Source organism: Nocardioides sp. JCM 18998, from assembly GCF_055391535.1.
The window spans coordinates 3,805,973-3,832,690 of the sequence record NZ_AP043886.1; the positions used below are offsets into that span (position 1 = coordinate 3,805,973).

At 71.4% G+C, this 26,718-nt stretch carries 26 protein-coding genes and 1 pseudogene; 9 read left to right on the forward strand and 18 right to left on the reverse strand.

Features of this window, described 5'->3' with window-relative positions; genetic code table 11:
- Nucleotides 1–13 precede the first annotated feature (13 nt).
- From ACZ5L9_RS17955 to ACZ5L9_RS17970, 4 genes are all read right to left on the reverse strand, one after another.
- Nucleotides 14–712 (reverse strand): CE1759 family FMN reductase, encoded by a 699-nt coding sequence (locus ACZ5L9_RS17955; protein ID WP_464530352.1) that lies wholly within the window; start codon nucleotides 710–712, stop codon nucleotides 14–16.
- Nucleotides 712–1,887, reverse strand: a complete 1,176-nt coding sequence (locus tag ACZ5L9_RS17960) for a CE1758 family FMN-dependent luciferase-like monooxygenase (protein ID WP_464536912.1) — start codon at nucleotides 1,885–1,887, stop codon at nucleotides 712–714. Before ACZ5L9_RS17960 ends, ACZ5L9_RS17955 begins: the two co-directional genes overlap by 1 nt.
- A 141-nt stretch (nucleotides 1,888–2,028) precedes the next feature.
- Nucleotides 2,029–3,459, reverse strand: a complete 1,431-nt coding sequence (locus tag ACZ5L9_RS17965; protein WP_464530355.1) for a condensation domain-containing protein — start codon at nucleotides 3,457–3,459, stop codon at nucleotides 2,029–2,031.
- Entirely contained in the window at nucleotides 3,456–4,874 is a 1,419-nt protein-coding gene (locus ACZ5L9_RS17970; protein ID WP_464530358.1) for a condensation domain-containing protein, read from the reverse strand. Before ACZ5L9_RS17970 ends, ACZ5L9_RS17965 begins: the two co-directional genes overlap by 4 nt.
- Nucleotides 4,875–5,213: 339 nt before the next feature.
- On the opposite strand from ACZ5L9_RS17970, the gene ACZ5L9_RS17975 reads away from it, so the two are divergent.
- Genes ACZ5L9_RS17975 through ACZ5L9_RS17985 form a run of 3 tightly spaced genes read left to right on the forward strand, consistent with a single transcriptional unit; the run spans nucleotide 5,214 to nucleotide 8,187 of the window.
- The gene (locus ACZ5L9_RS17975; RefSeq protein WP_464530359.1) at nucleotides 5,214–6,548 is read left to right on the forward strand and encodes a hypothetical protein; all 1,335 of its coding nucleotides are present in this window, start codon (nucleotides 5,214–5,216) and stop codon (nucleotides 6,546–6,548) included.
- On the forward strand, nucleotides 6,539–7,246 hold the full coding sequence (locus tag ACZ5L9_RS17980; protein ID WP_464530361.1) for a glycerophosphodiester phosphodiesterase: 708 nt from the start codon (nucleotides 6,539–6,541) through the stop codon (nucleotides 7,244–7,246). The genes ACZ5L9_RS17975 and ACZ5L9_RS17980 overlap by 10 nt, the downstream gene beginning before the upstream one ends.
- Nucleotides 7,243–8,187 carry an alpha/beta hydrolase gene (locus tag ACZ5L9_RS17985; RefSeq protein ID WP_464530363.1) on the forward strand — a complete coding sequence of 315 codons (945 nt, stop codon included), beginning with the start codon at nucleotides 7,243–7,245 and terminating at the stop codon, nucleotides 8,185–8,187. Before ACZ5L9_RS17980 ends, ACZ5L9_RS17985 begins: the two co-directional genes overlap by 4 nt.
- Before the next feature lie 7 nt (nucleotides 8,188–8,194).
- Here the strand turns inward: ACZ5L9_RS17985 and ACZ5L9_RS17990 are convergent, their stop codons facing one another.
- The 6 genes from ACZ5L9_RS17990 to ACZ5L9_RS18015 all read right to left on the reverse strand — a co-directional run bounded on the left by ACZ5L9_RS17990 (nucleotide 8,195) and on the right by ACZ5L9_RS18015 (nucleotide 14,449).
- The gene (locus ACZ5L9_RS17990) at nucleotides 8,195–9,802 is read right to left on the reverse strand and encodes an amino acid permease (RefSeq protein ID WP_464530365.1); all 1,608 of its coding nucleotides are present in this window, start codon (nucleotides 9,800–9,802) and stop codon (nucleotides 8,195–8,197) included.
- 77 nt (nucleotides 9,803–9,879) lie between these two features.
- Entirely contained in the window at nucleotides 9,880–10,605 is a 726-nt protein-coding gene (eutC, locus tag ACZ5L9_RS17995) for an ethanolamine ammonia-lyase subunit EutC (protein ID WP_464530368.1), read from the reverse strand.
- Nucleotides 10,602–11,996: an ethanolamine ammonia-lyase subunit EutB gene (locus ACZ5L9_RS18000; RefSeq protein WP_464530371.1), complete on the reverse strand. Its 1,395-nt coding sequence runs from the start codon at nucleotides 11,994–11,996 to the stop codon at nucleotides 10,602–10,604. The genes eutC and ACZ5L9_RS18000 overlap by 4 nt, the downstream gene beginning before the upstream one ends.
- Before the next feature lie 41 nt (nucleotides 11,997–12,037).
- Nucleotides 12,038–13,156, reverse strand: coding sequence for an SPFH domain-containing protein (locus ACZ5L9_RS18005; protein ID WP_464530374.1), 1,119 nt, complete (start codon nucleotides 13,154–13,156; stop codon nucleotides 12,038–12,040).
- 9 nt (nucleotides 13,157–13,165) lie between these two features.
- Nucleotides 13,166–13,627 carry an NfeD family protein gene (locus ACZ5L9_RS18010; RefSeq protein WP_464530378.1) on the reverse strand — a complete coding sequence of 154 codons (462 nt, stop codon included), beginning with the start codon at nucleotides 13,625–13,627 and terminating at the stop codon, nucleotides 13,166–13,168.
- A gap of 24 nt (nucleotides 13,628–13,651) precedes the next feature.
- Nucleotides 13,652–14,449: an ABC transporter ATP-binding protein gene (locus ACZ5L9_RS18015; protein ID WP_464530381.1), complete on the reverse strand. Its 798-nt coding sequence runs from the start codon at nucleotides 14,447–14,449 to the stop codon at nucleotides 13,652–13,654.
- A gap of 91 nt (nucleotides 14,450–14,540) precedes the next feature.
- Here ACZ5L9_RS18015 and ACZ5L9_RS18020 point away from each other — a divergent pair, with 91 nt between their 5' ends.
- Nucleotides 14,541–15,293 (forward strand): hypothetical protein, encoded by a 753-nt coding sequence (locus ACZ5L9_RS18020; RefSeq protein ID WP_464530385.1) that lies wholly within the window; start codon nucleotides 14,541–14,543, stop codon nucleotides 15,291–15,293.
- 37 nt (nucleotides 15,294–15,330) lie between these two features.
- Entirely contained in the window at nucleotides 15,331–16,554 is a 1,224-nt protein-coding gene (gene serB / locus ACZ5L9_RS18025) for a phosphoserine phosphatase SerB (RefSeq protein ID WP_464530388.1), read from the forward strand.
- Between the two features lie 244 nt (nucleotides 16,555–16,798).
- Here serB and ACZ5L9_RS18030 read toward each other — a convergent pair whose 3' ends face one another.
- Nucleotides 16,799–18,229 (reverse strand): MFS transporter, encoded by a 1,431-nt coding sequence (locus ACZ5L9_RS18030; RefSeq protein ID WP_464530391.1) that lies wholly within the window; start codon nucleotides 18,227–18,229, stop codon nucleotides 16,799–16,801.
- A 96-nt stretch (nucleotides 18,230–18,325) separates the two neighbouring features.
- On the opposite strand from ACZ5L9_RS18030, the gene ACZ5L9_RS18035 reads away from it, so the two are divergent.
- On the forward strand, nucleotides 18,326–18,916 hold the full coding sequence (locus tag ACZ5L9_RS18035) for a TetR family transcriptional regulator (RefSeq protein ID WP_464530393.1): 591 nt from the start codon (nucleotides 18,326–18,328) through the stop codon (nucleotides 18,914–18,916).
- A 9-nt stretch (nucleotides 18,917–18,925) separates the two neighbouring features.
- Here ACZ5L9_RS18035 and ACZ5L9_RS18040 read toward each other — a convergent pair whose 3' ends face one another.
- The 4 genes from ACZ5L9_RS18040 to ACZ5L9_RS18055 form a co-directional block, all read right to left on the reverse strand.
- Complete coding sequence (locus ACZ5L9_RS18040; RefSeq protein WP_464530395.1) at nucleotides 18,926–19,432, reverse strand: SixA phosphatase family protein; 507 nt, start codon at nucleotides 19,430–19,432, stop codon at nucleotides 18,926–18,928.
- A 75-nt stretch (nucleotides 19,433–19,507) separates the two neighbouring features.
- Nucleotides 19,508–20,287: an enoyl-ACP reductase FabI gene (gene fabI, locus ACZ5L9_RS18045; RefSeq protein WP_464530397.1), complete on the reverse strand. Its 780-nt coding sequence runs from the start codon at nucleotides 20,285–20,287 to the stop codon at nucleotides 19,508–19,510.
- Nucleotides 20,288–20,354: 67 nt separating this feature from the next.
- The gene (locus ACZ5L9_RS18050) at nucleotides 20,355–21,104 is read right to left on the reverse strand and encodes a beta-ketoacyl-ACP reductase (protein ID WP_464530400.1); all 750 of its coding nucleotides are present in this window, start codon (nucleotides 21,102–21,104) and stop codon (nucleotides 20,355–20,357) included.
- Between the two features lie 106 nt (nucleotides 21,105–21,210).
- Nucleotides 21,211–21,426, reverse strand: coding sequence for a dodecin (locus tag ACZ5L9_RS18055; protein ID WP_464530404.1), 216 nt, complete (start codon nucleotides 21,424–21,426; stop codon nucleotides 21,211–21,213).
- A gap of 56 nt (nucleotides 21,427–21,482) precedes the next feature.
- On the opposite strand from ACZ5L9_RS18055, the gene ACZ5L9_RS18060 reads away from it, so the two are divergent.
- A complete protein-coding gene (locus ACZ5L9_RS18060; RefSeq protein WP_464530409.1) occupies nucleotides 21,483–21,776 on the forward strand; it encodes a DUF3099 domain-containing protein in 294 nt (97 codons plus the stop codon).
- Entirely contained in the window at nucleotides 21,776–21,982 is a 207-nt protein-coding gene (locus tag ACZ5L9_RS18065; protein ID WP_464530411.1) for an acetone carboxylase, read from the forward strand. The genes ACZ5L9_RS18060 and ACZ5L9_RS18065 overlap by 1 nt, the downstream gene beginning before the upstream one ends.
- A 152-nt stretch (nucleotides 21,983–22,134) precedes the next feature.
- On the opposite strand, the gene moaA is transcribed toward ACZ5L9_RS18065, so the two are convergent.
- On the reverse strand, nucleotides 22,135–23,151 hold the full coding sequence (moaA, locus tag ACZ5L9_RS18070; RefSeq protein WP_464530413.1) for a GTP 3',8-cyclase MoaA: 1,017 nt from the start codon (nucleotides 23,149–23,151) through the stop codon (nucleotides 22,135–22,137).
- A gap of 133 nt (nucleotides 23,152–23,284) precedes the next feature.
- Here moaA and ACZ5L9_RS18075 point away from each other — a divergent pair, with 133 nt between their 5' ends.
- On the forward strand, nucleotides 23,285–24,253 hold the full coding sequence (locus ACZ5L9_RS18075; protein WP_464530415.1) for an SURF1 family cytochrome oxidase biogenesis protein: 969 nt from the start codon (nucleotides 23,285–23,287) through the stop codon (nucleotides 24,251–24,253).
- Between the two features lie 18 nt (nucleotides 24,254–24,271).
- Here the strand turns inward: ACZ5L9_RS18075 and ACZ5L9_RS18080 are convergent.
- Both ACZ5L9_RS18080 and ACZ5L9_RS18085 read right to left on the reverse strand, forming a co-directional pair.
- Nucleotides 24,272–24,828 (reverse strand): annotated as a pseudogene (locus ACZ5L9_RS18080) (GrpB family protein).
- 4 nt (nucleotides 24,829–24,832) lie between these two features.
- A complete protein-coding gene (locus tag ACZ5L9_RS18085; RefSeq protein ID WP_464530418.1) occupies nucleotides 24,833–26,710 on the reverse strand; it encodes an ABC transporter ATP-binding protein in 1,878 nt (625 codons plus the stop codon).
- Between the last annotated feature and the right edge of the window lie 8 nt (nucleotides 26,711–26,718).

Here is a 26,718-nt window from a genome sequence, read left to right on the forward strand (position 1 = left end):
ATCGAGTCGGGGCTCAGTACTCCGGCGGGCCATCGCTGGCGCGCTTGAGCAGCGTCGCGAAGTCGGTCGGGTGCGCGAACTCGTCCTCGACCAGCCGGCGCTTGACCGCGGGTGCGGCGGAGGCGCCCGCCGCCCCCGTACCACTGCCGCCGACGAGCGCCGCGAACTCGGCCGCCGCCCGGTCGACCCGCTTCTGCAGATCGCCGTCGGCGGCCGCGCCCGCCGCCGCGAAGTCGTCCGTGGCGGCGAAGACGCCGGTCGGGACGACCACCGCGTGCAGGTAGGCGAAGAGCGGGCGCAGGGCGTGCTCGATGACCAGGCTGTGCCGGGCGGTGCCGGCGGTCGCCGCCGCCAGCACCGGCTTGCCGTCCAGCACGCCCATCTCGAGAACGTCGAAGAAGGTCTTGAAGAGCCCGGAGTAGGAGGCCGAGAAGACCGGTGTCACCGCGATGACGCCATCGGCGCGGTGGACCGCGTCGATCGCCTTCTTGAGCTCCGCCGACGGGAAGCCCGTCAGCAGGTTGTCCGTCAGAGCGTGCGCGAGTCCGCGCAGCTCGACGTGCTCCACCTCCACCTCGGCCCCGCGGGCGTTGACCGCCCGCGAGGTCGCATCGGCCAGCATGTCGGCCAGCAGCCGGGTGCTCGACGGGACGCTGAGGCCCGCCGAGACCACCACGATCTTCGTACGGTGCTCGAGCGTGTCGGCCCCCATCACAGCTCTCCGTCCAGCACCTTGGCGACCTCGGGGTCGTCCAGGTCGCGGTCGGAGGTGCCCGTGGCGTCGTCCCCGGCGCCGTAGAGGGCGGTGTCGGTCGGGCCGCCGGCCTTCGCGAGCAGCGAGGCGTGGGTCGGCGCGTCCGGGACGCCCGGCTTGCGCAGCTTGGCGAACTCCTCGCGCAGGGTCGGCAGGATCTCGCCGTAGAGGTCGAGCTGCTCGAGCACCGTCTTGAGCGGGAGGCCGGCGTGATCGATGAGGAACAGCTGACGCTGGTAGTCACCGACGTAGTCGTGGAACGCCAGCGTGCGCTCGATGACCTGCTGCGGCGAGCCGACGGTCAGCGGGGTGGCCTCCATGAAGTCCTCGAGGGCCGGTCCGTGTCCGTAGACGGGCGCGTTGTCGAAGTACGGCCGGAACTCGTTGATCGCGTCCTGGCTGTTCTTCCGCATGAAGAACTGGCCGCCGAGGCCGACGATCGCCTGCTCCTGGGTGCCGTGCCCGTAGTGCTCGAAGCGCTGGCGGTACAGGTTGACCATCTGCGCGGCGTGCGACGACGGCCAGAAGATGTGGTTGTGGAAGAAGCCGTCACCGTAGTAGGCGGCCTGCTCCGCGATCTCGGGCGAGCGGATCGAGCCGTGCCACACGAACGGCGCGACGCCGTCCAGCGGACGAGGGGTCGAGGTGTAGCCCTGCAGCGGGGTGCGGAAGCGGCCCTTCCAGTCGACGTTGGTCTCGGACCACAGCTGGCGCAGCAGCGCGTAGTTCTCGACCGCGAGGTTGATCCCCTGGCGGATGTCCTTGCCGAACCACGGGTAGACCGGGCCGGTGTTGCCACGCCCCATCATGAGGTCGACGCGACCGTCGAGCAGGTGCTGGATCTTGGCGTAGTCCTCCGCGATCAGCACCGGGTCGGTCGTGGTGATCAGCGTCGTCGAGGTGCTGAGCAGCAGCTTCTCGGTCTGGGCGCCGATGTAGGCCAGGGTGGCGGTCGGGTTGGAGGCGATGAACGGCGGGTTGTGGTGCTCGCCCGTGGCGAAGACGTCGAGCCCGACCTCCTCGGCCTTCTTCGCGATCGCGACGGTGGCCTTGATCCGCTCGTACTCCGTGGGGGTCGTGCCCGTGGTCGGGTCGGTGGTGACATCACCGACGGTGAAGATGCCGAACTGCATGCCCATCGCTGTCTCCGTTCTAGGTGTCGCCCACGTTAGTTGAATCGTGAACTATCCGCCAGAACCGACGGCGCCTCCAGGCTATTCCCCACCTCGCGCGACCTGTCACGCACAGACATCCCTGACTGCTCGGGCGAGAGGTCAGCGGTCGCGCCGCACATCGGCCGCGCCCTGGTCCAGCGCCTCGAGCAGGGCCTCGCGCACGGCGGCGAGATAGGTGCCCACCGCCTCCTGCGCCTCACGGGTGTCCGGGCACAGCGCGGCCAGGTGGAGGCGCCCCTCCTCGCGGCTGATCCGCAGCCAGGCGTTGTCCGTACGCCCGACACCGGCGAAGTGGATGCCGCGGTCGTACGCCTCCGTGCCCGCACCAGGGATCCTGCGCAGATCGAGGTAGGAGACCAGCTGCGGCCGGTCGAGCTGCCCCATCGTCGCCAGCCCGTTCATCAGCAGTGCCCCCAGGGCGACGTGCACCGGCATCGCGGCCAGCCCCTTCGCCGTGGCGTACGCCGCCTCGGCCGCGGCCACCGTCTCGGTGAACGGCTCCTCGCCGACCGGCAGGTCGACCGGCGCGAAGGTGCAGAACGAGCCGTGCGACATGCGGGTGTCGTCGGCGCGGGTGTCGAGCACGATCGCCCCCAGGTAGCGGTCGACCTTGGCGAGCCGACGCTCGCTGAGGGCGAGCGCGGCGAGGACGCCGCTCAGGAACCGGGCACCGGCGTCGCGGCACAGGGCGTCGAAGGCGGCGACCTCGTCACCGATCAGCGCATCCGATTCGCACAGCACGACGGGCGCCGTCGCCCCCGGCGGCAGGCCGAGGTCGAGCGGGAAGCGCGGCAGACGGTAGTCGTGACGCCCGAGGATCTCCAGCCAGCTCCGGACCTCCCGCGACTCGAGGCCGAACCCGGCCGCCCGCTCGCGCTCGGCCGCCGCATGGTCGAGGAAGCTGCCGGCGGCGGGCAGGTCCGCGGACGGCTCGCCGCGCTCGGCGACATAGGCGGTGGCGAGCTCGGCGGGCACCATCAGCTGCGCGACGCTGTCGGTGAAGGCGTGGTCACAGGCCCAGAGCCAGCTCCAGCCGTCCTCACGGGCCACGGCCAGCAGCAGGAACGGTGGCCAGGAGTCGGGGCGGCACGTCTCGTCCGCGAGGCCGGTGACGTACTCCTCCCACGCCCTCTCCGAGTCCTCCGCCCGGGCATCGGCCGGTCCGGTGACCTCGACGGCCTCGAAGGCGACGTCGTCCGCTGCGACCAGTCGTCGCACCGTCTCGGGACCGGAGAGGTCGAACCAGGAGCGCAGTCCTTCATGCCGGGACACGAAGCGGCCGAGTGCCCGGGCGAGCGCATCCGCGTCGAGCGCCCCGCTCTGGTGGCTCGCGGTGCCGGTCCAGGCCCGGTGTGTGCCCCCGACAGCGGTCGTCCGGCGGTAGGCGTCGAGGTGGTCCTGCTGCAGGAACGACGGCGACCCTGAACTGACCGGTGCCCCTGCGGCGGCCCCGAGTGCGGCGCCGGTCGGCTGGATCCGGACGGCCCGGCCCGGCTCCGGCGCCCAGCGGCGCAGGAGGTCGATCCTCACGCGGACACCCCGCCCCCGACGGCCGCGTGGACGCCGACCGTCGCAGCGACGTCCTCGAGGAGACGGCTCACGCCGGCGACGAGGCCGCGCATCATCCGCTCGCCCGCGCCCGTCGCGGGGTAGCGGGCCGACAGGTCGAGCCCGTCGCGGGTCCGGACGAACCAGAGGTGGACCTCGTCGTCGCCGTAGGCCGGGCCGCGCAGCACGCGGGCCTGCTGCCAGCCGTCCCACTGCGCCGCGCCCGGCACGAACCGCCCGTCGATGAAGGAGACCGTGAGCTTCGGCCCCTCGCTCAACCCGAGCTCCTCCATCACGCGGGTGAGGGGTTGCTCGACGAGATCGCGGTTGGCCACGAGCCGGGCCTGCGCATGGACGAGCAGCTCGGCCAGGGTGGGGTGCGCCGCGAGATCGAGGTCGACGGGGCAGAAGCCGACGTACCACCCGATCGCGGTCGCGTGCTCCAGCGCGACGCGGGTGTGCATCGGCACCACGAGTCGCAGCCGCTCAGCACTCTGCTGCTCGCGCAGCACCTGACCGATCGCGGCCAGCAGACCCGCCTGGAGCGAGCCTCCCCCAGCCGTGCACAGCTGACCGAAGGCGTCCGCCGTACGGGCATCGACGAGCCGGCTGCCCAGGCTCGAGCGGGCCGGGTCGAGGCGCTGGCCCGGGATCCCCAGCCCCGGCCCGGCGGGCGGGTCGATCCCGGGGCAGCGCGGGAAGCCGTCGCCGGCGACGAACGCGCGCCAACGAGCGATGTCGAGAGTGCCGGGTCGGTCGTCGCCACGGGCAGCGGGCACGAGGCTCGCGGGATCGGGGAGATGGGCGCCGCCGAGCCCTGCGAGCGAGGCGTCGCTCTCGCCGTCCGCAGCCCGCTCATAGAGCGCCGCGATCTCATCGAACCAGAGCAGCTCCGAGGAGGCGTCCATCGCACGGTGGTCGGCACCGAACACGAGGGTGAAGTCGTCGGCGCCCGGCTCGGTGATGGTGGCGAACACGCAGTGCGGCCAGACCGCCGGGCTGAGCGCCGCGAAGTACTCCGCGATCATCCGGTCGGCGGCCGCCCCGGTGTGCGCGCCGAGCACATCGTGCTTGACGGCGACCGCATCCGGCTCGATGACATGTCGCCGCCAACCGTCATCGTCGAGGACGGCATCGACGCGGAGTGCCTCGTGGCGGGCGAACCACGCCCGGAGCGCGCGGATGAGTGTGTCGGCGACGAACGGCGCCGGTAGGCGCATCACACCGCCGCTCCAACCGCCGGCGTCGTCTCGGCCGCGGGGTCGCTCGTGATCCGGGCCGACGCTCCGCCGGCCCGGATGCCACCCAGGGCCGTCGCCGACGGCCATCGAGGCAGGGGTCCACGTCGTCACGATGCCCGGCGGGAGGTGATAGGCGTACAGGTCGGCGTACTCCACGGAGTGGGTCCTCTCTGATGCGAAGCAACCGCGGCAGGTGCTGCCGGGTCCCGAAATAGCCCAGATCAGATCTGGAGGTTCCCTCTCCCGAGGCGCATCCTTCCGGGTCCACGGTGGTCTAGGCCACCCGATCCGCCTGTGACCTGGTTCACATCCACCGATGGTGGACACTTGCGGGGTGAGGCGGCTTCACTGTGGGCCGCCACACCCCGCACCTGCCTCGGAAGGTCGCATCATGGTCGGCTCCACCCGTTCGTCCGCGCCATCGGTGCGGCTCGAGCGCGCCGGTGGATGTGCGCGCGGCGGTCCGCGGAGCCGGCACCTCGAAGTCGAGACGCGGTGACCCGTACGCCACGCTCCGATCGCCTCACCGTCGACGACGCGCTCTTCGAGACGATGCGGCGTGTCCTGGAGACGCCTGTCGTCTCGCAGACGGTATGGCGGTTCCACACCCCTCTGGACCGCGAGCGGTTGGAACGGTTCCACGCAGGACTCCAGCGCGGACCACTGGCGAGACGGCTGGTCCGCTCACGAGTGCCGGGAGCGCGCGATCACTGGGTACGGGCCAACCTGGTCTCGCCGCTGATCCTCGGCGACCCGATCAGCGACCTCGGCGGCTGGATCGCCTTCCGGGCCGCGGCCCGGCTGTCCCCGGAGGACGGCCCCGCCTGGGAGCTCGCGTACGCCCCGATGGCCGACGGGGGCTCGGCGCTGTCGTTCGTGAACTCGCACGTGGTTGCCGACGGCACGCTGAAGCTGCGCGCCCTCGCCGCCGCGGCGAGCGGCGACACCCTGCCGGTGCTGCCGAGCGAGGGAGCGGCGGTGCCGCGGCGCCGGCCGGGCGGGCTTCGAGCCGAGCTGCGCGACCGCTTCACCCCGATCGGCGGCGCCGGCCTCGCGGTACCGGCGCTGTTCCGGCACCACCCGGACACGGGTTCCGGGACGGACGTGCCCGAGCGGCCCGACGACGATGCGTCGTGGACGCCCCCGGTCGTGGTCGTCGACGTGCCGGTCGCGACGTGGCAGCGCACCGCCAGCGCCGACGGCGGCTCGGCCAACGCCCTGCTGCTGGCGCTCTGCGCGGAGATCGCCGTACGGGCCGGGCGTGCTGCACCCGGGGAGACGGTCACCGTCGCCTCGCCGGTCAGTACGCGCACCGACCACGACCTGCGCTCGAACGCGAGCACCGGTGTCAGCGTCCCGGTCAGGATCGGCGCCGACGGCCATGCCGCCTCGCTCGCCGAGGTCCGAGCGAGTGCCCGCGCCGCCTACGCCGCGCTGGCGAGCCGGGGTGCCCGGGCCGACCCGCTCACTGCCGCACGCGGCCTCCTCCCCCACCTGCCGGCCGGGGCGAGTCGCCGGTTCGCGGCGAGCTGGCCGGCCCCGCTGGTGCTCGCCTCCGACCTCGGCACCCTGCCGCCCAGTGTGCTCGCGCCCACCGGCGCGCCGGCGACGAGCGTGCTCAACCGGTCCACGACGCCGCCGACCACGCGCGGCGCCGCCCGGAGCACCTCAGCCGGCCTGTCGGCCTGGTGGGGCTCCACCGGGACGACGGCGACGCTCGGGGTAGCGGGCGCGGATCCGGACGCGTTCCCCGATCCGCCCGTCCTGCAGACCCATGTCGAAGCCGCCCTGACGGATCGCGGGCTTGCTAGGTTCCGCGTGTGGTCCTGATCAGCGCACACCGGTGCGGCGCCGGCGATGACGCCGCCGGCGAGAACGGCCTGCACGCGCTCGACCACTCCCTGGAGCTGACCTCGCCGACCGGAGGGGTCGACTACGTCGAGTTCGACGTGCGCCGTCTGCCCGACGGCAGCCTCGTCGTCACCCACGACGAGCCGGACGACGGCGTCGAGCTGCTGCCCTACGGCACGATCCTCGAGCACCTGGCCGGGCACGCCGGCGCGCACATCGACCTCAAGGGCGAGGGGTACGAGATCGAGGCGACCGAGGCGGCGCTGCGGCTCATCCCGGCCGACCGGATCGTCGTCACCACCGGCTCGGTCGCCGGCTCGCGACGGTTGCGGGACTGGGCCGACGAGCAGGGCCATCCGATCCGGGTCGGTCTCTCGACCGGCACCTCGTTGAGCGGCCTGTCGCCGCTGAAGGCACTCGCCTCGATGCGGCGCCAGCTCTTCCCCTGGCGCCGCTACGCCGACGCCCGTGCCGATGTGCTCTGTGCCCACCACGTCCTCGCCGCGCTGACCCTGCGCCGCCTCGCGGCCCGCAAGGGACTCGACCTGCTGGTATGGACCGTCGACGACGAGCGGCTGCTCCGGTGGTGGCTGCGGCCGGGCCGGGCGTGGCTGGTGACCACCAACCATCCCGCCCGTGGGCTCGCGGTGCGGCGGCCTGACAGGATGCATGCGTGACCACCGACGTCCTGGGTGCGCCCTACACCGCCGAGACGATCCCGTTCCCCGACGACCACGAGGGCACGGTCGTGGCCACGCTGGTCCGGCTCGGGGCTGAGACGCCGACACGCAAGGCCGTGCTGCACGTGCACGGCTTCGCGGACTACTTCTTCCAGACCGAGTACGCCGAGTGGTGGGCCGCGCGCGGCTACGACTTCTACGCCGTCGACCTGCCGAAGTACGGCCGCTCGATGCTCGCGCACCAGACCCCGAACTACACCACCGACCTGCGCGACTACTTCCCCGTCCTCGACGAGGCGTGGAAGCGGATCCGCGCCGATCACGACTCGGTGATCATCACCGGGCACTCCACCGGTGGCCTGACCACCCCGTTGTGGGTGGACGCGCGCCGGCCCGAGGGCGTGGCCGGCATGTTCCTCAACTCACCGTGGTTCGACCTGCAGGGTCCGGCGGCCCTGCGGATCCTCGGCACGCCGGTGATCAAGCAGCTCGGCAAGTACCAGCCGATGCGCGTCATCCCGCGCTCGGTCTCGGGCTTCTACACCCGCTCCCTGCACCGCGACCACGAGGGCGAGTGGGACTTCAACCTGGTCTGGAAACCGGTGGAGTCCTTCACGGTGCACGCCGGCTGGCTCCGGGCGATCCGCAACGGCCATGCCGCGCTGCACGCCGGCCTCGACGTGCAGGCGCCGGTGCTGGTGCTCTCCTCCGGCGCCACCGGACACCCGGACCCGGCCGGTGCCGTGGACGAGATCGTCCACGGCACCGACATCGTGCTCGATGTGGCCCAGATCCGGCGCTGGTCCACCGCCGTCGGGCCGCACGTCACCTACATCGCGGTCCCCGGTGCCAAGCACGACGTCGTGCTCTCGGCCCCCGCGGTCCGCGAGCGGGCGTACGCCGAGCTCGACCGGTGGCTGCGCGCCTACGTGGAGTGAGGGGCGATCACGCCGGCTCCGGAAGCGCTCCGTCCACCTCCCGATCCGTCGGCGATGCGGACTCGATGGTCGACCGCGGCCCGGTGAACCATCGCTTGACCGAGAGATGCCAGTAGGCGGTCAGCAGGAGCAGCGCGCCCGGCATCACCAGCACCGCGTAGTTGACGTACTTCATCGAGAAGCCGTCCATCCACGGCACGCCGACGCTCGCGGTGGGCAGGATGCCGACGACGGACATGATGGCGATCTCGGCGACGGCGATCGGGTTCATCCACCGGTAGCGCCGGCCGTTGTTCACCGCACCGGCCTCGAACGCGTCGCCACGGCGCCACCGCAGGAAGATCGGGATCGCGAACGCGCCGTAGAGGCCGAGCACGCCGATCGAGACGACCGCATAGAAGGCGATCGGGCTCGGCGCGCCGTTGATGTCCACCTTGATCAGCGCGGGCAACGTGACGAGCAGGGCGATGACGGTCGACAGCACCACGGCGTTCACCGGCGTCTTGGACCGGTTCACCGTCGACCAGAGGCGGGAGGCAGGGACGGCGCCGTCGCGGGAGAACGCGAAGATGACGCGGCTGCAGGACGTCAGGCACGCGCACGTGCAGAAGAACTGCGCGGCCGTCGAGATGAAGACGATGACCGCCGCGGTATGCGGCGTGAACGCCTGACCGAGCAGGACGAAGATGCCTCCGCCACCCGCGCTGAGCGCGCCCTTGTCCTGGACGGCGAAGAGCAGGCTCAGCAGCAGGACCCAGCCGCCGAGGGCGGAGTACAGGATCGAGCTGGTGATGCCCTTGGCTGCCGAGTTCGAGGCGCCCTTGGTCTCCTCGGAGAGGTGGACCGAGGCGTCGTACCCGGTGATCGTGTACTGGGTCAGGACGGCGCCCAGCGGCAGGATCATCAGGATGAACCCGATGCCGTGGGTGCTGCCGCCGAAGAATCCGGTGTTGTTCACCGTCGTGCCGAACACCTCACCGACGGAGTTGTGGTGGGTGCCGTCGGCGGTGAAGAACCAGAGCATCACGACGATGACGCTCGCGCCGATCACGTGCCACCAGACCGAGACGTTGTTCATGATCGCGAGCAGGTGGCTGGAGAAGATGTTCACCGCCGCTGCGAGCACCAGGATCACGACGAACTCGATGAAGACACGGGTCAGTGAGTAGTCAGCCGCCCACGAGCTCGACAGGCTGCCGACGAAGCTGTCGAAGAATCCCGCACAGCCGTAGGCGACCGAGGCGAAGATCCCGAGCAGGCCGATCACGTTGAGCCAGCCGGTGAAGAACCCGGCCGCCGGCCCACCGAGCTTGCTGGCCCACCAGTAGATGCCGCCGGAGGTCGGGTACGTCGAGACCAGCTCGGCCATGCAGTAGCCGATCACCAGGATGAGCGTCGCCATCACGGGCCAGCCCCAGGCGATGCCGGCTGGGCCGCCATTGTTCCAGCCGACGTAGAAGGTCGTCAGGCAGCCGGCCAGGATCGAGATGATCGAGAACGAGATGGCGAAGTTGGAGAATCCGGACCAGGTCCGGGCCAGCTCCTGCTTGTAGCCGAGGCGTGCGAGATGGGCCTCGTCGGCGCTCAGGTCGACGGTGTCGTGTCCCTCAGGCATGGTGTGCCCTTCCGATTCCGTGGGAGTGGGTGGAACGGAACCTAGGCAGCGTTTTGTCGCGTTGAGCGCACCCGTTGTTACGGCCCGATGAAGTTGTCGCCGGCCTTGAGCCGGACGCCGGTCGCGCCCAGCTGGCGAGCCCCGGCGATCAGGCTCGCGATGGTACGGGCAGCGGTGTCGTAGTCCAGCCCGTGCGGAGGGCGGATGTTGGAGACGCAGTTGCGGGCGCTGTCGACCACGCCGGGCCGTGGGTCCCAGGTGAGGTAGGCGCCCAGGGAGTCGCTGGCCGAGAGACCGGGCCGCTCGCCGATGAGCACCAGGGCGAGCCGTGCGCCCAGGGCGGCACCGATGTGGTCGCCGAGCGCGACACGGGCCTGGGTGGCGACGGCGACCGGAGCCAGCGTCGTGGCGGCGTCGAGCAGCGGCAGGAGCGCCGCCACGAGCGGCACGGCATGCGCCTCCACCGCCGCCGCGGAGAGTCCGTCGGCGAGCACCACCGCGAGATCCGCCGACCCGCACCCGCCGATGCCCGAGCCCGGCACCCGGCCGAGGTCGGGACGGGCCAGGTACGTGGCCCGGTCGGGAGCCGCCGAGGTGACCACGACGGGCTCGCCCAGCCCGTACGCGACCAGCTGAGCGCGTACGGCCGCGAGGTCGAGCGGCTGATGGACGGCGTCCCGGGCGACCGCGTGCGCGGCGCCCAGCTCGAGCAGGGCGTGCGTCGGCAGGGCGTCGCCGCTGCGGCCGATCCCGATCCGTGCGGGCGTGCCCTGCCGCAGCGGGGCCCAGAAGTCGCCGCTCACACCAGCTCCCGCAGCGGCGACCGGGCGGGATCGACCGCGCGGATGCCGCCGTCCGGGTCGAGCATCCCGAGGCCGTCGAGCCACGCCTCGAACTCCGGCGCCGACCGCTTGCCGAGCACCCGGCGGGCGTAGAGCGCGTCGTGGAAGGAGGTGGACTGGTAGCCGAGCATCACGTCGTCGGTGCCGGGCACCCCCATCACGTAGCTGCAGCCCGCGACGCCGAGCAGGGTCAACAGCGTGTCCATGTCGTCCTGGTCGGCCTCGGCGTGGTTGGTGTAGCAGATGTCGACGCCCATCGGCAGCCCGAGCAGCTTGCCGCAGAAGTGGTCCTCGAGCCCGGCGCGCACGATCTGCTTGCCGTCGTACAGGTACTCCGGCCCGATGAAGCCGACCACCGTGTTCACCAGGAACGGGTCGAAGGCGCGCGCCACGCCGTACGCCCGGGCCTCGAGCGTCTGCTGGTCGACCGGCCGGCCATTCGTGCCGAGGTGGGCACCGGCGGACAGCGCCGAGCCCTGGCCGGTCTCGAAGTACATGGTCTGCGACCCGACCGATCCGCGGTCGAGCGCGCGCGAGGCGTCGCGTGCCTCCGCGAGCATGGCCAGCTCGACGCCGAAGGCCGCGTTGGTGCCCTGGGTGCCGCCGATCGACTGGAAGACGAGATCGACCGGCAGTCCGCGCTCCATCAGCTGCAGCGTCGTGGTCACGTGGGTGAGCACGCACGACTGGGTGGGGATGGCGTAGCGCTCGCGCAGCTCGTCGACGAGCACCAGCAGACGACCGACACTGCGCGGGTCGTCCGACGCCGGGTTGATGCCGATGGTCGCATCGCCGGACCCGAGCAGCAGCCCGTCCAGGATCGAGGTGGCGATCCCGGCGGCGTCGTCGGTGGGGTGGTTCGGCTGCAGCCGGGTGGAGAGCCGCCCGCGCAGCCCGATCGTGGTCCGGAAGGCCGTCCGGACCTCGATCGCGGCAGCGACGGCGATGAGGTCCTGGTTACGCATCAGCTTCGAGACGGCAGCGGCCATCTCCGGGGTCAGCCCCGCAGCGACGGCACCGAGCCGTGCGGCGTCACTACGAGCCGCCGCGTCGAGGAGCCACTCCCGCAGCGCCCCGACGCTCAGGTGACGGATCGGCGCGAACGCCGTCACGTCGTGGCTCGACCAGATCAGCCGGGTGATGTCGTCGTCCTCGGGAACGACCGGCTCCTCGAGGAAGGTCGTCAGCGGCAGATCGGCCAGGACGAACCGCGCGGCGGCACGCTCCGCGTCCGAGGCGGCCGCGCACCCGGCGAGCGCGTCACCCGAGCGATGCGGCGATGCCTTGGCCAGGACGTCGACGAGGCCGTCGAAGGCGTAGGTGCGCCCGCGCAGGGTCTGGGTGAGTCGCATGCGCACACTGTGCCTGCCCGGTGTTACGCCGGTGTGACGCCTCAGGACGCGGGCTGGTCGCCCTCCTCGGACGCATCGGACGGGCCGGTCGCGTCCCCGGTGGGCGGCAGCACCGGGGTCCCCGGCTGCGCGACCGCCGAGGCCTCCGCGATCGCCTCCTGCACCGCGGCGTCGGCCTCCGTGCTGGTGGTCGGGACCTCGCCTGCGCCCGGGCCCATGTCGACGCGCTTGAAGTCCCCCGCCGCCTTCGCCGGGATACCGAGCGAGGAGCTGAGGGAGGAGCCGAGCCCCTCGATCGTCTTGGTGAACTCGCTGGGCAGGATCCACAGCTTGTTGGCGTCGCCCTGCGCGATCTGCGGCAGCAGCTGGAGGTACTGGTAGGCCAGCAGCGACTGGTCCGGCTGCCCGTCGTGGATCGCCTGGAAGACGGTCTGGATGGCCTGGCCCTCGCCCTGGGCCCGGAGGATCGAGGCCTCCCGGTCGGCCTGGGCGGCGAGGATCCGCGCCTCGCGCGCACCCTCGGCGGTGAGGATGGCGGACTGCTTGTTGCCCTCCGCGGTGAGGATCGCGGACTGGCGCTGGCCCTCAGCGGTGAGGATGAGCGCGCGCTTGTCGCGGTCCGCGCGCATCTGCTTCTCCATCGCGTCCTTGATCGAGCCCGGCGGGTCGATGCTCTTCACCTCGACCCGCTTGACCTTGATGCCCCAGCGGCCGGTGGCCTCGTCGAGCACCGTGGCGAGGCCGGAGTTGATGCGCTCGCGGCTGGTCAGCGTCTGCTCGAGGTCCATGCCGCCGGCGATGTTGCGCAGCGTGGTCATGGTGAGCTGCTCGACGGCGGTGATGTAGTTCGCGATCTCGTACGTCGCAGCGACGGGGTCGACGACCTGGAAGTAGATGACCGTGTCGATCGAGACGGTGAGGTTGTCCTCGGTGATCACCGGCTGCGGCGGGAACGTGACGACCTGCTCGCGCAGGTCGGCCTTGTAGCGGACGTTGTCGATGAACGGCACGATGATGTTGAGGCCCGGCTGCAGCGTCCCCTTGTACTTGCCGAATCGCTCGACGATGCCCGCACGCGCCTGCGGCACGATCTTGACCGTCTTGGCGAGCAGGACGATCACGAACAGGACGACCAGCAGCAGCAGGATCAGAATCGCCATGGAGGCTCCTCAGCTCTCGAGAGTCGCAACAGGATGAACGTAGGCGGTGGCGCCCTGGATCCGCAGCACTTCGACGGTGCTGCCCTCGGGGATCACGAGCGTCTCGTCGTACGGGAGGGCCGTCCAGTACGAGCCGTCGATCTTGATCTGGCCCGGGGTGGCGGCGCTCAGGCGCTGCGCCGTGACGACCTGCTTGCCGATCAGCGCGGCCGGACCCAGCACGAGGTCGGGTCCCTGGTGCAGTCGCCGCACGATGCTGGGCCGGACGAGGGCCAGCATCCCGATCGAGGCGACCGCGAAGACGACCACCTGGATGACGATCGAGTCGGTCGCGAACGACGTCACCATCGCGGCCAGCGCCCCGACGGCGATCATCTCCAGGATCAGGTCCAGGCTGGCCAGCTCACCGATCGTGAACAGGATCGAGATGCCCAGCCACGCCGCCCACGGATTGTCCCCCAGCCAGTCCATGCAACCGACTGTAGTGCGGTGGCCTCAGAGCGCGCGGCGAGTTCGGCGACGCGCCGCGAAGCGGCCGTCGACCCGGTCGAGGACCAGCGGCATGCCGAACGTCTTGGAGAGGTTCGCCTCGTTGAGCTCGGTCTCGATCAGGCCGGCCGTGACGACCTGGCCACGACGCAGCATCAGCACGTGGGTGAAGCCCTGCGGGATCTCCTCGACGTGATGGCTGACCAGCACCGTGGCCGGCGAGTCCGGGTCGAAGGCGAGCGTCGAGAGGGTGGAGACGAGGTCCTCGCGACCGCCGAGGTCGAGCCCGGCGGCGGGCTCGTCGAGGAGGAGCAGCTCGGGGTCGACCATGAGGGCGCGGGCGATCTGGACGCGCTTGCGCTCGCCCTCCGACAGTGTCCCGAAGAGACGGTCGGCGAGGTGTGAGATGCCGACCTCGACAAGCAGCGACTCGGCCCGGGCGTGGTCGATCTCGTCGTACTGCTCGCGCCAGCGGCCGTAGATGCCGTACGACGCGGTCACGATGACGTCGCGGACGTTCTCGTCGTTGGGGATGCGGCCGGCGAGGGCGGCGCTGGTGACTCCGATGCGCGGCCGGATCTCGCTCAGGTCGACCCGGCCCAGGCGCGCCTCGAGGATGTCGACGGTGCCCTTGGTCGGGTGCATCTGGGCGGCCGCGATCTGCATCAGCGTGGTCTTGCCGGCGCCGTTCGGGCCGAGGATGACCCACCTCTCGTCCTCCTCCACCCGCCAGCTGACGGTGTCGAGCAGGAGGCTCTGCCCACGGCGGACGGTGACGTCGACGAGATCGAGGACAGCAGCCATGGGCGTAAAGGTATCGGCAGGCCGACCGGGCGAACGCATCGGGCACCGGAGCGATGGAGTCGGCGCACCGAGCGCGCTAGCCTTCGACGCCGTGAGTCCCGTCCCGCCTGCCCTCCGCCTCGCCTGGTGGGGCACGGCCTGGCTGCGTGGCCAGGTCGTCACCGACCTCATGCTCGACGCCGTCATCGACGACGACGCGACCCACACGTTCGCCGGTCTCGCCGGCCTCGGACTCGGCGGCCCCGCGAACGATGAGGCTGCGGCCGAGACGCTGATCGGCGGCCTCGGCCGGCTGCGCGCCGAAGGGGCCACCGTGCTCGGCGCCGCCTATCCCGCCGAGGGCGACGGCGTCGGGCTCGGCGGCCCGCCGCCGTTCAACCATGCCGCCCTCGAGGCAGGTCAAGCGGTGGTCAGCGACGCCGGCATCGGCCTGGTGCCCGTTCGCGTCGGCGCGGTCCTGACCTGGCAGGGGTACGCCGCGCAGCGCCGCCAGCTGCCCGACGTCGGCGAGGCAGACCGCGGGCTGCGCACCGCCCTGATGGAGTCGACCCGGGCCCTGGCCGACCTCGACGTGGCCAAGTGGCGGCCCGAGGTCGCTGACCGGCTGATGAACCTGCGCCACCGTACGGCGCTGCACGCCGCCCCCGGGGTGCCGGATCGCTGCGTCGAGCTCGCGGAGCGCGGGCTCCAGGCCGCCGAGATCGTGGAGCTCGCGCTGGAGGACGAGGGCGCCGCGGTCTCCGCGTACGAGATGAACGCCCGCCGCGACGCACTCGTCCCCCTCGATCGGGCGGCCCGCCGCGCGCTGACCGCAGCCGGGTCCCCCGAGGTGTGGCCGCACTGAGGGCCATCGGGTCCGTACGGGATAGCCTTGCGACGCCATGGCTGACGCTCCTGACACCCTGCTGATCACGCTCACCGGCCGCGACCGGCCCGGCGTGACGTCCTCGACCCTCGCCACCCTGGCCCTCGCCGGCGTCGACGTCGTCGACCTGGAGCAGATCGTGCTCCGCGGTCGACTGGTGCTCGGTCTCCTGGTGACGTCGCCGGCCGATGCCGCGGCCGCCGAGGCGCTGCGGTCCGCCGTCGAGGAGACCGCGGGCGGACTGGAGATGTCCGTCGAGATCGAGCCGGGCTCGGGCGACACGCCGCGCCGCTCGCGCGAGCGCGCCCACGTCACCGTCCTCGGCACGCCGCTCAAGGCGGCCGCGATGGCCGCCGTGACCCGCCGGATCGCCTCCGCGGGCGCCAACATCGACCAGATCGTCCGGATGGCGCGCTACCCGGTGACCGCGTTCGACCTGCACGTCTCGGGCGCCTCGCCGGAGGTGCTGCGGACCGAGCTGGCCATCGAGGCCGCCGCCCAGGGGATCGACATCGCGGTCCAGCCGGAGAACCTCCAGCGCCGCGGCATGAAGCTCATCGTGATGGACGTCGACTCCACCCTCATCGACGGCGAGGTGATCGAGATGATCGCCGCCCACGCCGGCTGCGAGGACGAGGTCGCCCGGGTCACCGAGGCCGCGATGCGCGGCGAGCTCGACTTCGAGGAGTCGCTGCGTGCCCGGGTCGCGCTGCTGAAGGGCGTCCCCGCCACGGCGCTGGACCAGGTCTACGACGCGATCCAGCTCAACCCCGGCGCCCGCACGATGGTCCGTACGCTGCGCCGCCTCGGCTACCGCTTCGCGATCGTCTCCGGCGGCTTCTCCCAGATCACCGATCGGCTCGCCGCCGACCTCGGGATCCACTACGCCCGTGCCAACGAGCTCGAGATCGTCGACGGCGTCCTGACCGGCAACGTGGTCGGCGAGGTCGTCGACCGGGCCGGCAAGGCCCGCGCGCTGCGTGAGTTCGCCGCCGAGCTCGGCCTCACCTCGGCCTCCACCGTCGCGATCGGCGACGGCGCCAACGACCTCGACATGCTGGCCGCCGCCGGCCTCGGCGTGGCCTACAACGCCAAGCCGGCCGTACGGGCCGCCGCACACACCGCGGTCAACGTGCCGTACCTCGACACGATCATGTACCTGCTCGGCATCACCCGCGACGAGATCGAGGCCGCCGACGCCGAGGCCGGCTTCGTCACCCCCACGCCGCCGCTGCTCTGAGCCGGCTCAGGCGGGGTCTCGATTCGGGTCTCGATACGCTCGCTGGCGCACGCTCGTCGACCCCAAGATCGCCCGCGCACGCTCCTCGACCTCCAAGATCGCCCGCGCACGCTCCTCGACCTCCAAGATCGCCCGCGCACGCTCCTCGACCTCCGGGGTCGCCGGCGCTCGCTCCTCGACCTCCGGGGTCACCGGCTCTCGCTGGTCGAGTAGCCCGAGCCGCCAGGCGAGGGCGTATCGAGACCTAGACGGTCCGGCGGTGCGGGATGCCGATCGCGACGACGGCGGCGAGCACCGACGCGATGCCGCACATGAGGAACAGCTCGCGGTAGGCGTCGATCGAGGGCAGCGCGAAGTCGCCGACGACGATGACGCTGCCGGCCAGGACGCTGCTGCCGATGGCGCTGGCGAGCGAGGAGCCGAGCGAGCGGGCCAGGGAGTTGATGCCGTTGGCGGCGGCGAGCTCGCTGGCCGGTGTGTTGGCGTTGATGATCGACGGCAGGGCGGCGTAGCCGATGCCCGTACCGGTGCCGATGATGGTCGACCCGACGATGATCTGCCACAGGTCGGCGTGCACGGTCATCCGGAAGATGAAGCCGGCGGCGACGATCATCGCGCCGAGGGCGAGCGTCTGCGGACCGCCGCGTGAGGAGATCAGCTTCGCCGCCACCGGCGAGAGGACCAGCATCATCAGGCCACTGGGCAGCATCGCGAGACCGCCGACCACCAGCGAGGAGCCGAAGCCGTAGCCGGTCGCCTCGGGCGCCTCGACGTACGCGGCCGTGCCGATGAACGAGGCGAAGAGGGCGAAGCCGAAGAGGATCGAGGCGACGTTGGCCAGGATGATCGGCTTGCGGCTCAGCGAGGCCAGGTCGACCAGCGGCTCCGCGATCTTGGTCTGCGACCAGACGAAGAGGGCGAGCAGGAGCGCCGAGGCGACGATCAGGGTCCAGACGCGCGCCGAGCCCCAGCCCCAGTCGGAGGCCTGGCTCAGCGGGAGCAACAGGCACACGAGCGTGCCACCGAGCAGGACGGTGCCGAGGATGTCGACCTTGCCGCCGCTGCGGTTGGGCGACTCGGGGACGATCGCCATGACGCCGACGAAGGCAAGCACGCCGACCACGGCGGTGATCCAGAAGAGCGCGTGGAAGTCGGCGTGCTCGGCGACGAGACCGGCCAGCGGCAGGCCCAGCGCGCTCCCGACGCCGAGCATGGCGCTGATCAGCGCGACCGCGCTGCCGACGCGCTCCTTGGGCAGGAGGCCGGCGAGAAGCGAGATGCCGAGCGGGATGGCGGCCACCGAAGCTCCCTGGATCGCGCGGCCGGCGATGAGCAGCGCGATGTTGGAGGTCACGGCGGTCAGCAGCGAGCCGGCGACGAGCGCGCCGAGTGCGACGAGCAGCAGCAGCCGCTTGCCGAACATGTCGCCGAGCCTGCCCATCACGGGCACCGAGACGGCGCCGACCAGCAGCGTCGAGGTGAGCAGCCAGCTCACGTTGCTCGAGGAGGTGTGGAGGTCCGCGGGAAGCTCCCCCAGCACCGGGATGAGAAGCGACTGGGCGAGCGAGACGACGAAGGCGCCCAGGCCGACGACGAGCAGCTCGAGCCGGGCGCGACCCGGCGAGGTGTGCGAGGCGATCTCGGCGTCGTTGACGCCGGCCGGCTGGTGCTGCATGGAGAGCCTTCCCGATAGTTGACCCGAGCAACCTATCCCCAATTGGCACTGCGTGCCACTTTTGACACGCAGCCGCACGCGACTTAGGTTGGCGCCGTGTCCGCCGACCAGCTCACCATCCGCGATCGCGCGCGCGAGGCCGTACGCCTGGACGTCCAGCAGGTGGCGTGGCAGCTCTTCGCCGAGCACGGGTACGACACCACCACGGTCGACGAGATCGCGGCCGCGGCCGGCATGTCGCGACGTACGTTCTTCCGCTACTTCCAGGGCAAGGACGACCTGATCCTGGCCCGGATGATCGAGTCCGGGGAGGCACTGCTCGCGGCGCTGCTCGCGCTGCCGGCGCAGATCGAGGCCTGGCCGGCGCTCCGGACGGCGTTCCAGCTGATCGTCGAGCGGCAGAACGCCGACCCCGAGCGCTCGAGCCGGCTGCACCAGATGCTGCGCGACGAGCCAGCCGTACGGGCCACGGTGCAGGAGTGGCGTCGGCGCTGGACCGCGCTGCTGGGCCCGGCGGTGGCTGCACGCCTCCCCGCGACCGCGCACGTGGCGCTGCATGCCGAGGCCGTCGTCCGCAGCGCCCTGGAGTGCCTCGAGGCGGCTCAGGAGGCCTGGGCCGGCGACCGTACGGCCGACCTGGCGATGCTGGTCGACGAGGCGATGGGGGCCGTGCGCCCGCTCCCCTGAGGCCGGAGGCTAGCCGCGACCCACGTGGTGGGCGAGCAGGGTCGCGCCGGCCTCCTCGAGCTCGTCCCAGTCACCGTCGACGGTGAACACCGCGACGGAGGTGGTCGGGAAGCCGGCGACGAGCGCGTTGCTCGCCTCCTCGTCGCCGTTGCCGTCGTCCACCAGCTGGGCGAGCATGCCGACGGTCGGGTTGTGGCCGATGACGATCAGCGTCCGCACCGATGGATCGGTGTCGCGGATCAGGTCGAGCGTCGTGTCACTGCCGGCGGCGTACAGCGCCTCGACGTGCTGCGCGAGGTCGATGTCCCAGCCGGCGCCGGTGGCGACGTCCTCCCAGGTCTCGGCGGTACGGGCCGCGCCGGAGACGAGGGCGTCATCCGGCGCGACCTCCTGCCGCGCCAGCCACTCACCGGCCTCACGGGCGTCTGCGTGGCCGCGGTCGGTGAGCTGTCGCTCGTAGTCGGTGGGAGCCGAGGCCTCCGCCTTGGCGTGCCGCATGATGACCAGGGTCCGCATGCGGTCGAGCCTAGGCGACGGGAGCCGGCGCCGCCGAGACTGCCCGAGCGTGTCCGATGGTTCGGATCGCCGGGATCAGGCACCCATCGCGTGGTAGCCGCCGTCGACGTGCACGATCTCGCCGGTGGTGGCCGGGAAGAAGTCGCTCAGCAGCGCGCAGACGGTCTTGGCGGTCGGGATCTGGTCGGTGTTGTCCCAGCCGAGCGGCGCGCGCGAACCCCACGCCTCGTCGATCTCCTCGAAGCCCGGGATCGCCTTGGCGGCGAGCGTCTTGAGCGGGCCGGCGGAGACCAGGTTGACCCGGATGCCCTGCGGGCCGAGGTCGCGGGCGAGGTAGCGGTTGGTCGACTCGAGGGCGGCCTTGGCCACGCCCATCCAGTCGTACGCGGGCCAGGCGACGGTGGCGTCGAAGGTCAGCCCGACGATGCCGGCGCCCGGGGTCATCAGCGGCTGGGTCGCGATGGCGAGGCTCTTGAGGGAGTACGCGGAGACCTGGACGGCCTGCGCCACGTCCTCCCAGGGACCGGTGAGGAACTTGCCGCCCAGCAGCGTCTCGGGGTTGCCGTACGCGATCGAGTGCACGACGCCGTCGAGCTTCGCGTCGGCGCCGAGGTGCTCGCGGATCTGGTCGGCCAGGCCGTCGAGGTGCTCCTGGTTGGTGACGTCGAGGTCGAGCACCGGGGGCTCGGCCGGGAGGCGCTTGGCGATGCGCTTGGTGATCGAGAGCGCGCGGCCGAAGTTGGAGATCAGGACCGTCGCGCCCTGCTCCTGGGCGACCTTGGCGACCGCGAAGCCGATCGAGGTGTCCATCGTGACCCCGGCGACCAGGATCGTCTTACCGTCGAGAAGTCCCATCAGGTTTTCCTGTCTGTGTTGGTGCGGTGGTCGAGCCGGCGAGCGCCAGCGAGCCGTGTCGAGACGCTCAGTGGCCCATGCCGAGGCCGCCGTCGACCGGGATCACCGCGCCGGTGACGTACCCGGCGTGGGGGCTGGCGAGCCACGTGACGGCGTTCGCGATCTCGGCGGTGTCGCCGTAGCGCCCCAGCGGGACCTGCTGCTTGATCGCGGCCTTCTGGTCGTCGGTGAGCACGTCGGTCATGTCGGTGGTGATGAAGCCCGGGGCGACCACGTTGGCGGTGATCGAGCGGGACCCGAGCTCCCGGGCCAGCGAGCGGGCGAGACCGACGAGGCCGGACTTGGAGGCGGCGTAGTTGGCCTGGCCGGCGCTGCCGAGCAGGCCGACCACCGAGGAGATGAAGATCAGGCGACCGCGCTTGAGACGGAGCATGCCCTTGGCGGCACGCTTCGCGAGGCGGTACGAGCCGGTGAGATTGGTGTCGATGACCGAGGACCACTCGTCCTCACCCATCCGCAGGATCAGCGTGTCGTGGGTGATGCCGGCGTTGGCGACGAGGATCTCGACAGGCCCGTGGGCCTCCTCGATCTGCGTGAACGCGGCGTCGACCTGCTCCTGGTCGGTGATGTCGCAGCGCACGTCGAGCGCGCCGTCGGGGGCGCCACCGTTGCGGGTGGTCACCGCGACCTTGTCACCCTGGGCCAGGAAGGCCTCGGCGATGGCGCGGCCGATACCGCGGTTGCCACCGGTGACAAGCACGGAGCGGGGGCTGCCGGGATCGGTTCCGCTGGTGGTGGACTGGGGGGAATCGCTCACGTCCTGGGACGCTAACGCTTACCGGCAGGTACGCCTACTACCGGCCGGTACCGGCGTGTGTGGGGCCGCTCACAGCCCGCCTCCCGCCGGGGCCGGGTCGGCAGCGTCAGGCCTCGTCCTCGAGGCGGAACCCCACCTTGAGGCCGACCTGGAAGTGCTCCACGGCGCCATCCTTGACCTGGCCGCGGACCTGGGTCATCTCGAACCAGTCGATGTGGCGCAGGGTCTTGCTCGCCCGCTCGACGGCGTTGCGGATGGCGGCGTCGATGCCCTCGGGAGAGGTGCCGACGATTTCGGTGACGCGGTAGGTACGGTTGCTCATGCCTTGAGACTAGTGCCGCCCGATCCGCGGCGGTCCTCCGACGTAGGATCGGTCTCATGGCAAAGGGGCACGATCAGCCGATCCGGATCACCACCGCTGCGGAGAGCCGGCAGGTCGACATCGCCCAGCGGCAGAAGCGGTACCTGATCGCGATGTCGATCCGTACGGCCTGCTTCATCGGCGCCGTGATCGCCGGTGTCAACGGGTGGAACTGGGTGTGGCCGTTCCTCATCGTCGCGGCGATCTTCCTGCCGTACATCGGCGTGGTGATGGCCAACGCGGCCAACACCAAGGGCCAGTCCGAGATGGATCTGCTCGACACCCACTACCACCACAACGAGCTCGACTGATGGAGCCGGACGTCTGCTCGGCCAAGGGCTGCCCCGCGCCGGCGACCTGGGCGCTGTCGTGGAACAACCCGAAGATCCACACCCCCGATCGCCGCAAGATCTGGCTCGCGTGCGACGAGCACAAGGACTCCCTCGGCGCGTTCCTCAGCGCACGCGGGTTCCTGCAGGAGACCGGGCCGCACGACGGGACGCTGCAGCCGCGCTGACGGTTCATCGAGGTATGCAGGTCGACCGACACTTCCCACGGTGAGTTCCGCACGGGAAGTGCGGGTTCGTCGGCATACCTCGATGAACCGTCGCGCCCTCGTGCCTCGGTCGCTGATCGACCTCGGCGATCCAGGCGGCTGCCCGCTGCGGATCAGCCGCCGATCGCCGACATCGGGCGATCGGGCTGCAGGAACGTCGGGTCGTCGATCCCGTGGCCGGCGCGCTTGCCGGCCATCGCGCTGACCCAGCGCCGGGCCAGCTCCTCGTCGGAGGCGCCGGCGCGCAGGGCCGTACGGAGGTCCGACTCCTCACGGGCGAAGAGACAGTTGCGGACCTGTCCGTCGGCGGTCAGCCGGACGCGGTCGCAGTCGCCGCAGAACGGTCGGGTGACCGAGGCGATCACGCCGACGGTGGCGGGGCCGCCGTCGACGAGGAAGAGCTCGGCCGGCGCGCTCCCCCGCGGCTCCTCGGCCGCAGTGAGGGTGAACTCCTTCTCCAGCCGCTCGAAGGTCTGGTCCGCCGTCACCATGCCCTCGCGCGACCAGCCGTGCTGGGCGTCGAGCGGCATCTGCTCGATGAACCGCAGCTGGTAGTCGTGCGCCACCGCCCACTCGAGCAGCTCGGCCGCCTGGTCGTCGTTGACGTCGCGGAGCAGGACGGCGTTGATCTTGATCGGCCCGAGGCCCGCCTCCGCCGCGGCGGCGAGACCCTCGACGACGTCATGGAGCCGATCGCGGCGGGTGATCCTCGCGAAGGTCTCGGGTCGGATGGAGTCGAGCGAGACGTTCACCCGGTCCAGCCCGGCGGCGGCGAGGGGCGCTGCGAGCCGGGCGAGGCCCAGGCCGTTCGTGGTGGCGGAGAGCTCGAGGTCGCCTTCTCCGTCCGGCACCGCGATGGCCCGGGTGCGGGCGACGATGTCGACCAGACCGCGCCGGACGAGCGGCTCGCCGCCGGTGAACCGGATCTCGCGCACCCCGAGCCGCTGTACCGCCACGGTCGCCAGCCGCACGATCTCGTCGTCGGTGAGCAGGCGCTCGTGGGGCAGCCAGTCGAGGCCCTCTTCCGGCATGCAGTAGCTGCAGCGGAGGTTGCACTTGTCGGTCAGGGAGATCCGCAGGTCGGCGGCCACCCGGCCGTACCGATCGATCAGCGGTGTCGTCTCCACCACATCAGTCTAGGCGTAACGAGCGAGGCCGCCGAGCTTGCTCGAGCGTGCCGAGCGAGCGAGCCAGCGCGCAGCGCGCTCGGTGCAACCCTTTGCCGATCATCGAAGCCTCAGGTCGTGCGGTTAGCCTCATCGGGTGCGATCGTTCCGCTTCCTGCTCAGCCGACGTTGGGCGCTGTTCACCGTGGCGGTCGCGATCCTGGCGTACGGCACCTGGTGGCTGGGCGACTGGCAGTGGGGCCGCCTGGAGAGCAAGCATCACGGCAACGCGATCATCACCGCGCACCTGCGCCAGGAGCCGGCGCCGGTCGACTCGGTGCTCACGCCCGGGGGCGAGGTCGACAGCAGCACCGAGTGGACGCGGGTGAGCGCCACCGGCACGTACGACACGGCGCACACCATCACCTGGCGCTACCGCACCAACGACCACAGCGAGGCGGGCGTCGACGTCGTCGTCCCGCTGATCACCGCCGATGGCACCGGCGTCCTGGTGGACCGCGGCTTCCTGAAGTCGCAGGATCAGGACAACCATCCCGTCGCGATCCCCGACCCGCCGTCGGGCCAGGTCACGGTGACCGGCTGGGTGCGCGCCGACGCGACCGGCGACAGCACGAAGGTGAGCGCGCTCGGCACGCGGGCGATCTCGAGCATCGCCATCGCTCCGGCGATCGGTCGCACGCTGGACGGCGGCTGGATCCAGATGGAGGCGGAGTCGCCCGCGCCGGCGACCGCACTCGCACCCAACGACCAGCCGGACCTGAGCAACGGTCCGCACTTCTTCTACGCGCTGCAGTGGTGGTTCTTCGGCCTGCTCGCGGTGGGCGGGTTCTTCTACCTGATGTACGACGAGCGCCGGCTGTACCTGCACCCGCCGGTCGCCGATCCTGCCGACACCGACCCCCCGGCCGTCGTCCCGGCCTCCGAGCAGGTGGCATTCGCCCGGGCCGCCGCCTCCGATGCGCGCAAGGCCAAGCAGCACGAGAAGAACGCCCGCAAGCAGGCCCTCGCCGCCGCGTACGCCAAGGCGCGCGAGGCCGACGCCGCGAACCGGACGAAGGCGTTCGGCTCCAGCGTCGAGCGGAACAAGCACCGCACCGACGTCTGAGCGCCCGCCGGGCGGGGCTCAGTCCACGGCCCGTGCGCGATCCTTGATCGCGGCGATGACCTCGGTCTTGGCGTCGGCGTACGCGTTCATGTCCGGCCAGTCCTGCGCGAGCAGCGCGCGCTTGGTGCGCTCGTAGAGCTCCCGGTCCTCCGCATCGGTCCGCAGCCGGTCGCGGAGCAGCAGGTAGTCGGTGATCGCCTGATCGCCGATCTGCAGGACGTGCACGTGGACGTCACGCTCAGGCGTGCGGACCAGCCGGTGGCCCGGCTCGCGGACCCGCAGCTCGTAGCCGGCGTCGATCAACGGGCCGAGGTAGTCCTCCTCAGCCGTGATGTCGTCGACGACGACCAGCACGTCGATGATCGGCTTGGCGGCCAGGCCGGGACGGAGGTGGAGCCGATGTGCTCCACCCGCACCGCCGATCCGAGCCGGCCGCGGATGCGCGCCTCGTGCTCCGCGAACGTCGCCGGCCAGGAGTCGTCATAGGCGGCCAGGACGAGCTCGCGCCTCTCGACGCCGCCGATCAGCTCCACGACCGTGACGTCGGCGCGACGTCGTTCACGTTCGGCGGCCACGACGTCAGGCCTGGGCGGCGAACTGGGTCCGGTAGAGATCCGCGTAGAGCCCGCCGTCGGCGAGCAGCGACTCGTGCGTGCCGGACTGGGCGATCCGGCCGGCCTCGACGACCAGGATCTGGTCGGCGTGCCGGATGGTCGAGAGCCGGTGCGCGATGACGAGGGACGTACGCCCCGCGAGCGCCGCATCGAGCGCCCGCTGGACGGCCGCCTCGGACTCGCTGTCCAGGTGGGCCGTGGCCTCGTCGAGGACCACGATCGCGGGCGCCTTGAGCAGCAGCCGGGCGATGGCCAGACGCTGACGCTCGCCGCCGGAGAGCCGGTAGCCACGGTCGCCGACGACGGTGTCGAGGCCGTCGGGCAGGCTGCCGACGAGCGCGTCGATCTGGGCCGAGCGCAGCGCCGCCCAGATCTCGTCCTCGCCGGCCGAGGGGCGGGCGTAGAGCAGGTTGGCCCGGACGGTGTCGTGGAACATGTGGGCGTCCTGGGTGACGTAGCCGACGGCGTCCTCGAGGGACTCCAGCGTCACGTCGCGAACGTCCTCGCCGCCGACCCGCACCGCTCCGGCCGTCACGTCGTAGAGCCGGGCGACCAGGTGGGTCACCGTCGACTTCCCGGCGCCGGACGGGCCGACGAGGGCGACCATCTGCCCGGGCGCGGCGGTGAAGGTGATGTCGTGCAGGACCGGGGCGCCGGTGCCGGTCTCCGCGCGTGCCACCACCTCCAGCGAGGCGAGCGACACCTCGTCGGCGCGCGGATAGGTGAAGGCGACGTGGTCGAACTCCAGGCTCGCGGCTCCCCCGAGGTCGCGCGGCAGCGCCACCGCCGAGGGCTTCTCCTGGATGAGCGAGGGCAGGTCGAGCACCTCGAAGACCCGCTCGAAGGAGACCAGTGCGGTCATCACGTCGATGCGGGCGTTGGACAGGCTCTGCAATGGGCCGAGCAGCCGCACCAGGAGCAGGCCGAGCGCGGTCAGCGTGCCCAGCGAGAAGTGACCGCGGATGACCAGCCAGCCGCCGACGCCGTAGACGAGTGCGGTGGCGAGCGCCGGGACCAGCTGCATCGCCATCGAGAAGATCCGGGTGAGCAACGCGATCCGCACGCCCAGGTCGCGCACGTAGCCGGCCTTGTCGGCGAAGTTCCGGTCCTCCTCGGCGCGGCGTCCGAAGAGCTTGAGCAGCATCGCGCCGCCGACGTTGAAGCGCTCGGTCATGGCCGTGGCCAGATCGGCGTTGCCGTTCATCTGGTCGCGGGTCAGCCCCGCCATCCGGGCGCCGACCCAGCGCGAGGTGACCAGCAGGATCGGGAACAGCAGCAGGCACAGCAACGTCACCTGCCAACTCAGCGTCAGCATCGTGGCGCCGACCACGACCGCCGCGATGAAGCTCGAGACGGTGTTGGACAGCGTCGAGGTGAAGGCGCGCTGCGCGCCGATGACGTCGTTGTTGAGCCGGGAGACCAGTGCGCCGGTCTGGGTGCGGGTGAAGAACGCCAGCGACTGGCGCTGCACGTGCCCGAAGACCCGCGTGCGCAGGTCGAAGATCAGGCCCTCGCCGATCCGCGAGGAGAAGTAGCCGGATGCGATCCCGAGCATCGCGTCGAGGATCGCGACGCCGGCCATGATGCCGGCCAGCCACCAGACCAGCGAGAGGTCACCCTGGAGGATGCCGTCGTCGACGACCCACTTCGTCAGCAGCGGCGTGATCACGACCAGGGCCGCGTCGACGACCATCAGCGCGACGAAGCCGGTGATGAGTCGCCGTTGCGGACCCGCGAAGGACAGCACCCGCCGTACGGTCCCGCGCGTCAGGCGCTGGTCCAGGACGTCGCGGTCCGATCGCAGGTTGCGGTAGATGCCACCGACCCCCAGATTGCCCACCATCAGCTGTG

Excerpts from the sequence above, each read along its gene's own strand:
- ACZ5L9_RS17955 (WP_464530352.1), bottom strand. The coding sequence starts at position 712 with ATGGGGGCCGACACGCTCGAGCACCGTACGAAGATCGTGGTGGTCTCG.
- ACZ5L9_RS17960 (WP_464536912.1), bottom strand. The coding sequence starts at position 1,887 with ATGCAGTTCGGCATCTTCACCGTCGGTGATGTCACCACCGACCCGACC.
- ACZ5L9_RS17990 (WP_464530365.1), bottom strand. The coding sequence starts at position 9,802 with ATGCCTGAGGGACACGACACCGTCGACCTGAGCGCCGACGAGGCCCAT.
- ACZ5L9_RS18000 (WP_464530371.1), bottom strand. The coding sequence starts at position 11,996 with ATGCGACTCACCCAGACCCTGCGCGGGCGCACCTACGCCTTCGACGGC.
- ACZ5L9_RS18005 (WP_464530374.1), bottom strand. The coding sequence starts at position 13,156 with ATGGCGATTCTGATCCTGCTGCTGCTGGTCGTCCTGTTCGTGATCGTC.
- ACZ5L9_RS18010 (WP_464530378.1), bottom strand. The coding sequence starts at position 13,627 with ATGGACTGGCTGGGGGACAATCCGTGGGCGGCGTGGCTGGGCATCTCG.
- ACZ5L9_RS18015 (WP_464530381.1), bottom strand. The coding sequence starts at position 14,449 with ATGGCTGCTGTCCTCGATCTCGTCGACGTCACCGTCCGCCGTGGGCAG.
- serB (WP_464530388.1), top strand. The coding sequence starts at position 15,331 with ATGGCTGACGCTCCTGACACCCTGCTGATCACGCTCACCGGCCGCGAC.
- ACZ5L9_RS18030 (WP_464530391.1), bottom strand. The coding sequence starts at position 18,229 with ATGCAGCACCAGCCGGCCGGCGTCAACGACGCCGAGATCGCCTCGCAC.
- ACZ5L9_RS18040 (WP_464530395.1), bottom strand. The coding sequence starts at position 19,432 with ATGCGGACCCTGGTCATCATGCGGCACGCCAAGGCGGAGGCCTCGGCT.
- fabI (WP_464530397.1), bottom strand. The coding sequence starts at position 20,287 with ATGGGACTTCTCGACGGTAAGACGATCCTGGTCGCCGGGGTCACGATG.
- ACZ5L9_RS18055 (WP_464530404.1), bottom strand. The coding sequence starts at position 21,426 with ATGAGCAACCGTACCTACCGCGTCACCGAAATCGTCGGCACCTCTCCC.
- ACZ5L9_RS18060 (WP_464530409.1), top strand. The coding sequence starts at position 21,483 with ATGGCAAAGGGGCACGATCAGCCGATCCGGATCACCACCGCTGCGGAG.
- ACZ5L9_RS18065 (WP_464530411.1), top strand. The coding sequence starts at position 21,776 with ATGGAGCCGGACGTCTGCTCGGCCAAGGGCTGCCCCGCGCCGGCGACC.
- ACZ5L9_RS18085 (WP_464530418.1), bottom strand. The coding sequence starts at position 26,710 with ATGGTGGGCAATCTGGGGGTCGGTGGCATCTACCGCAACCTGCGATCG.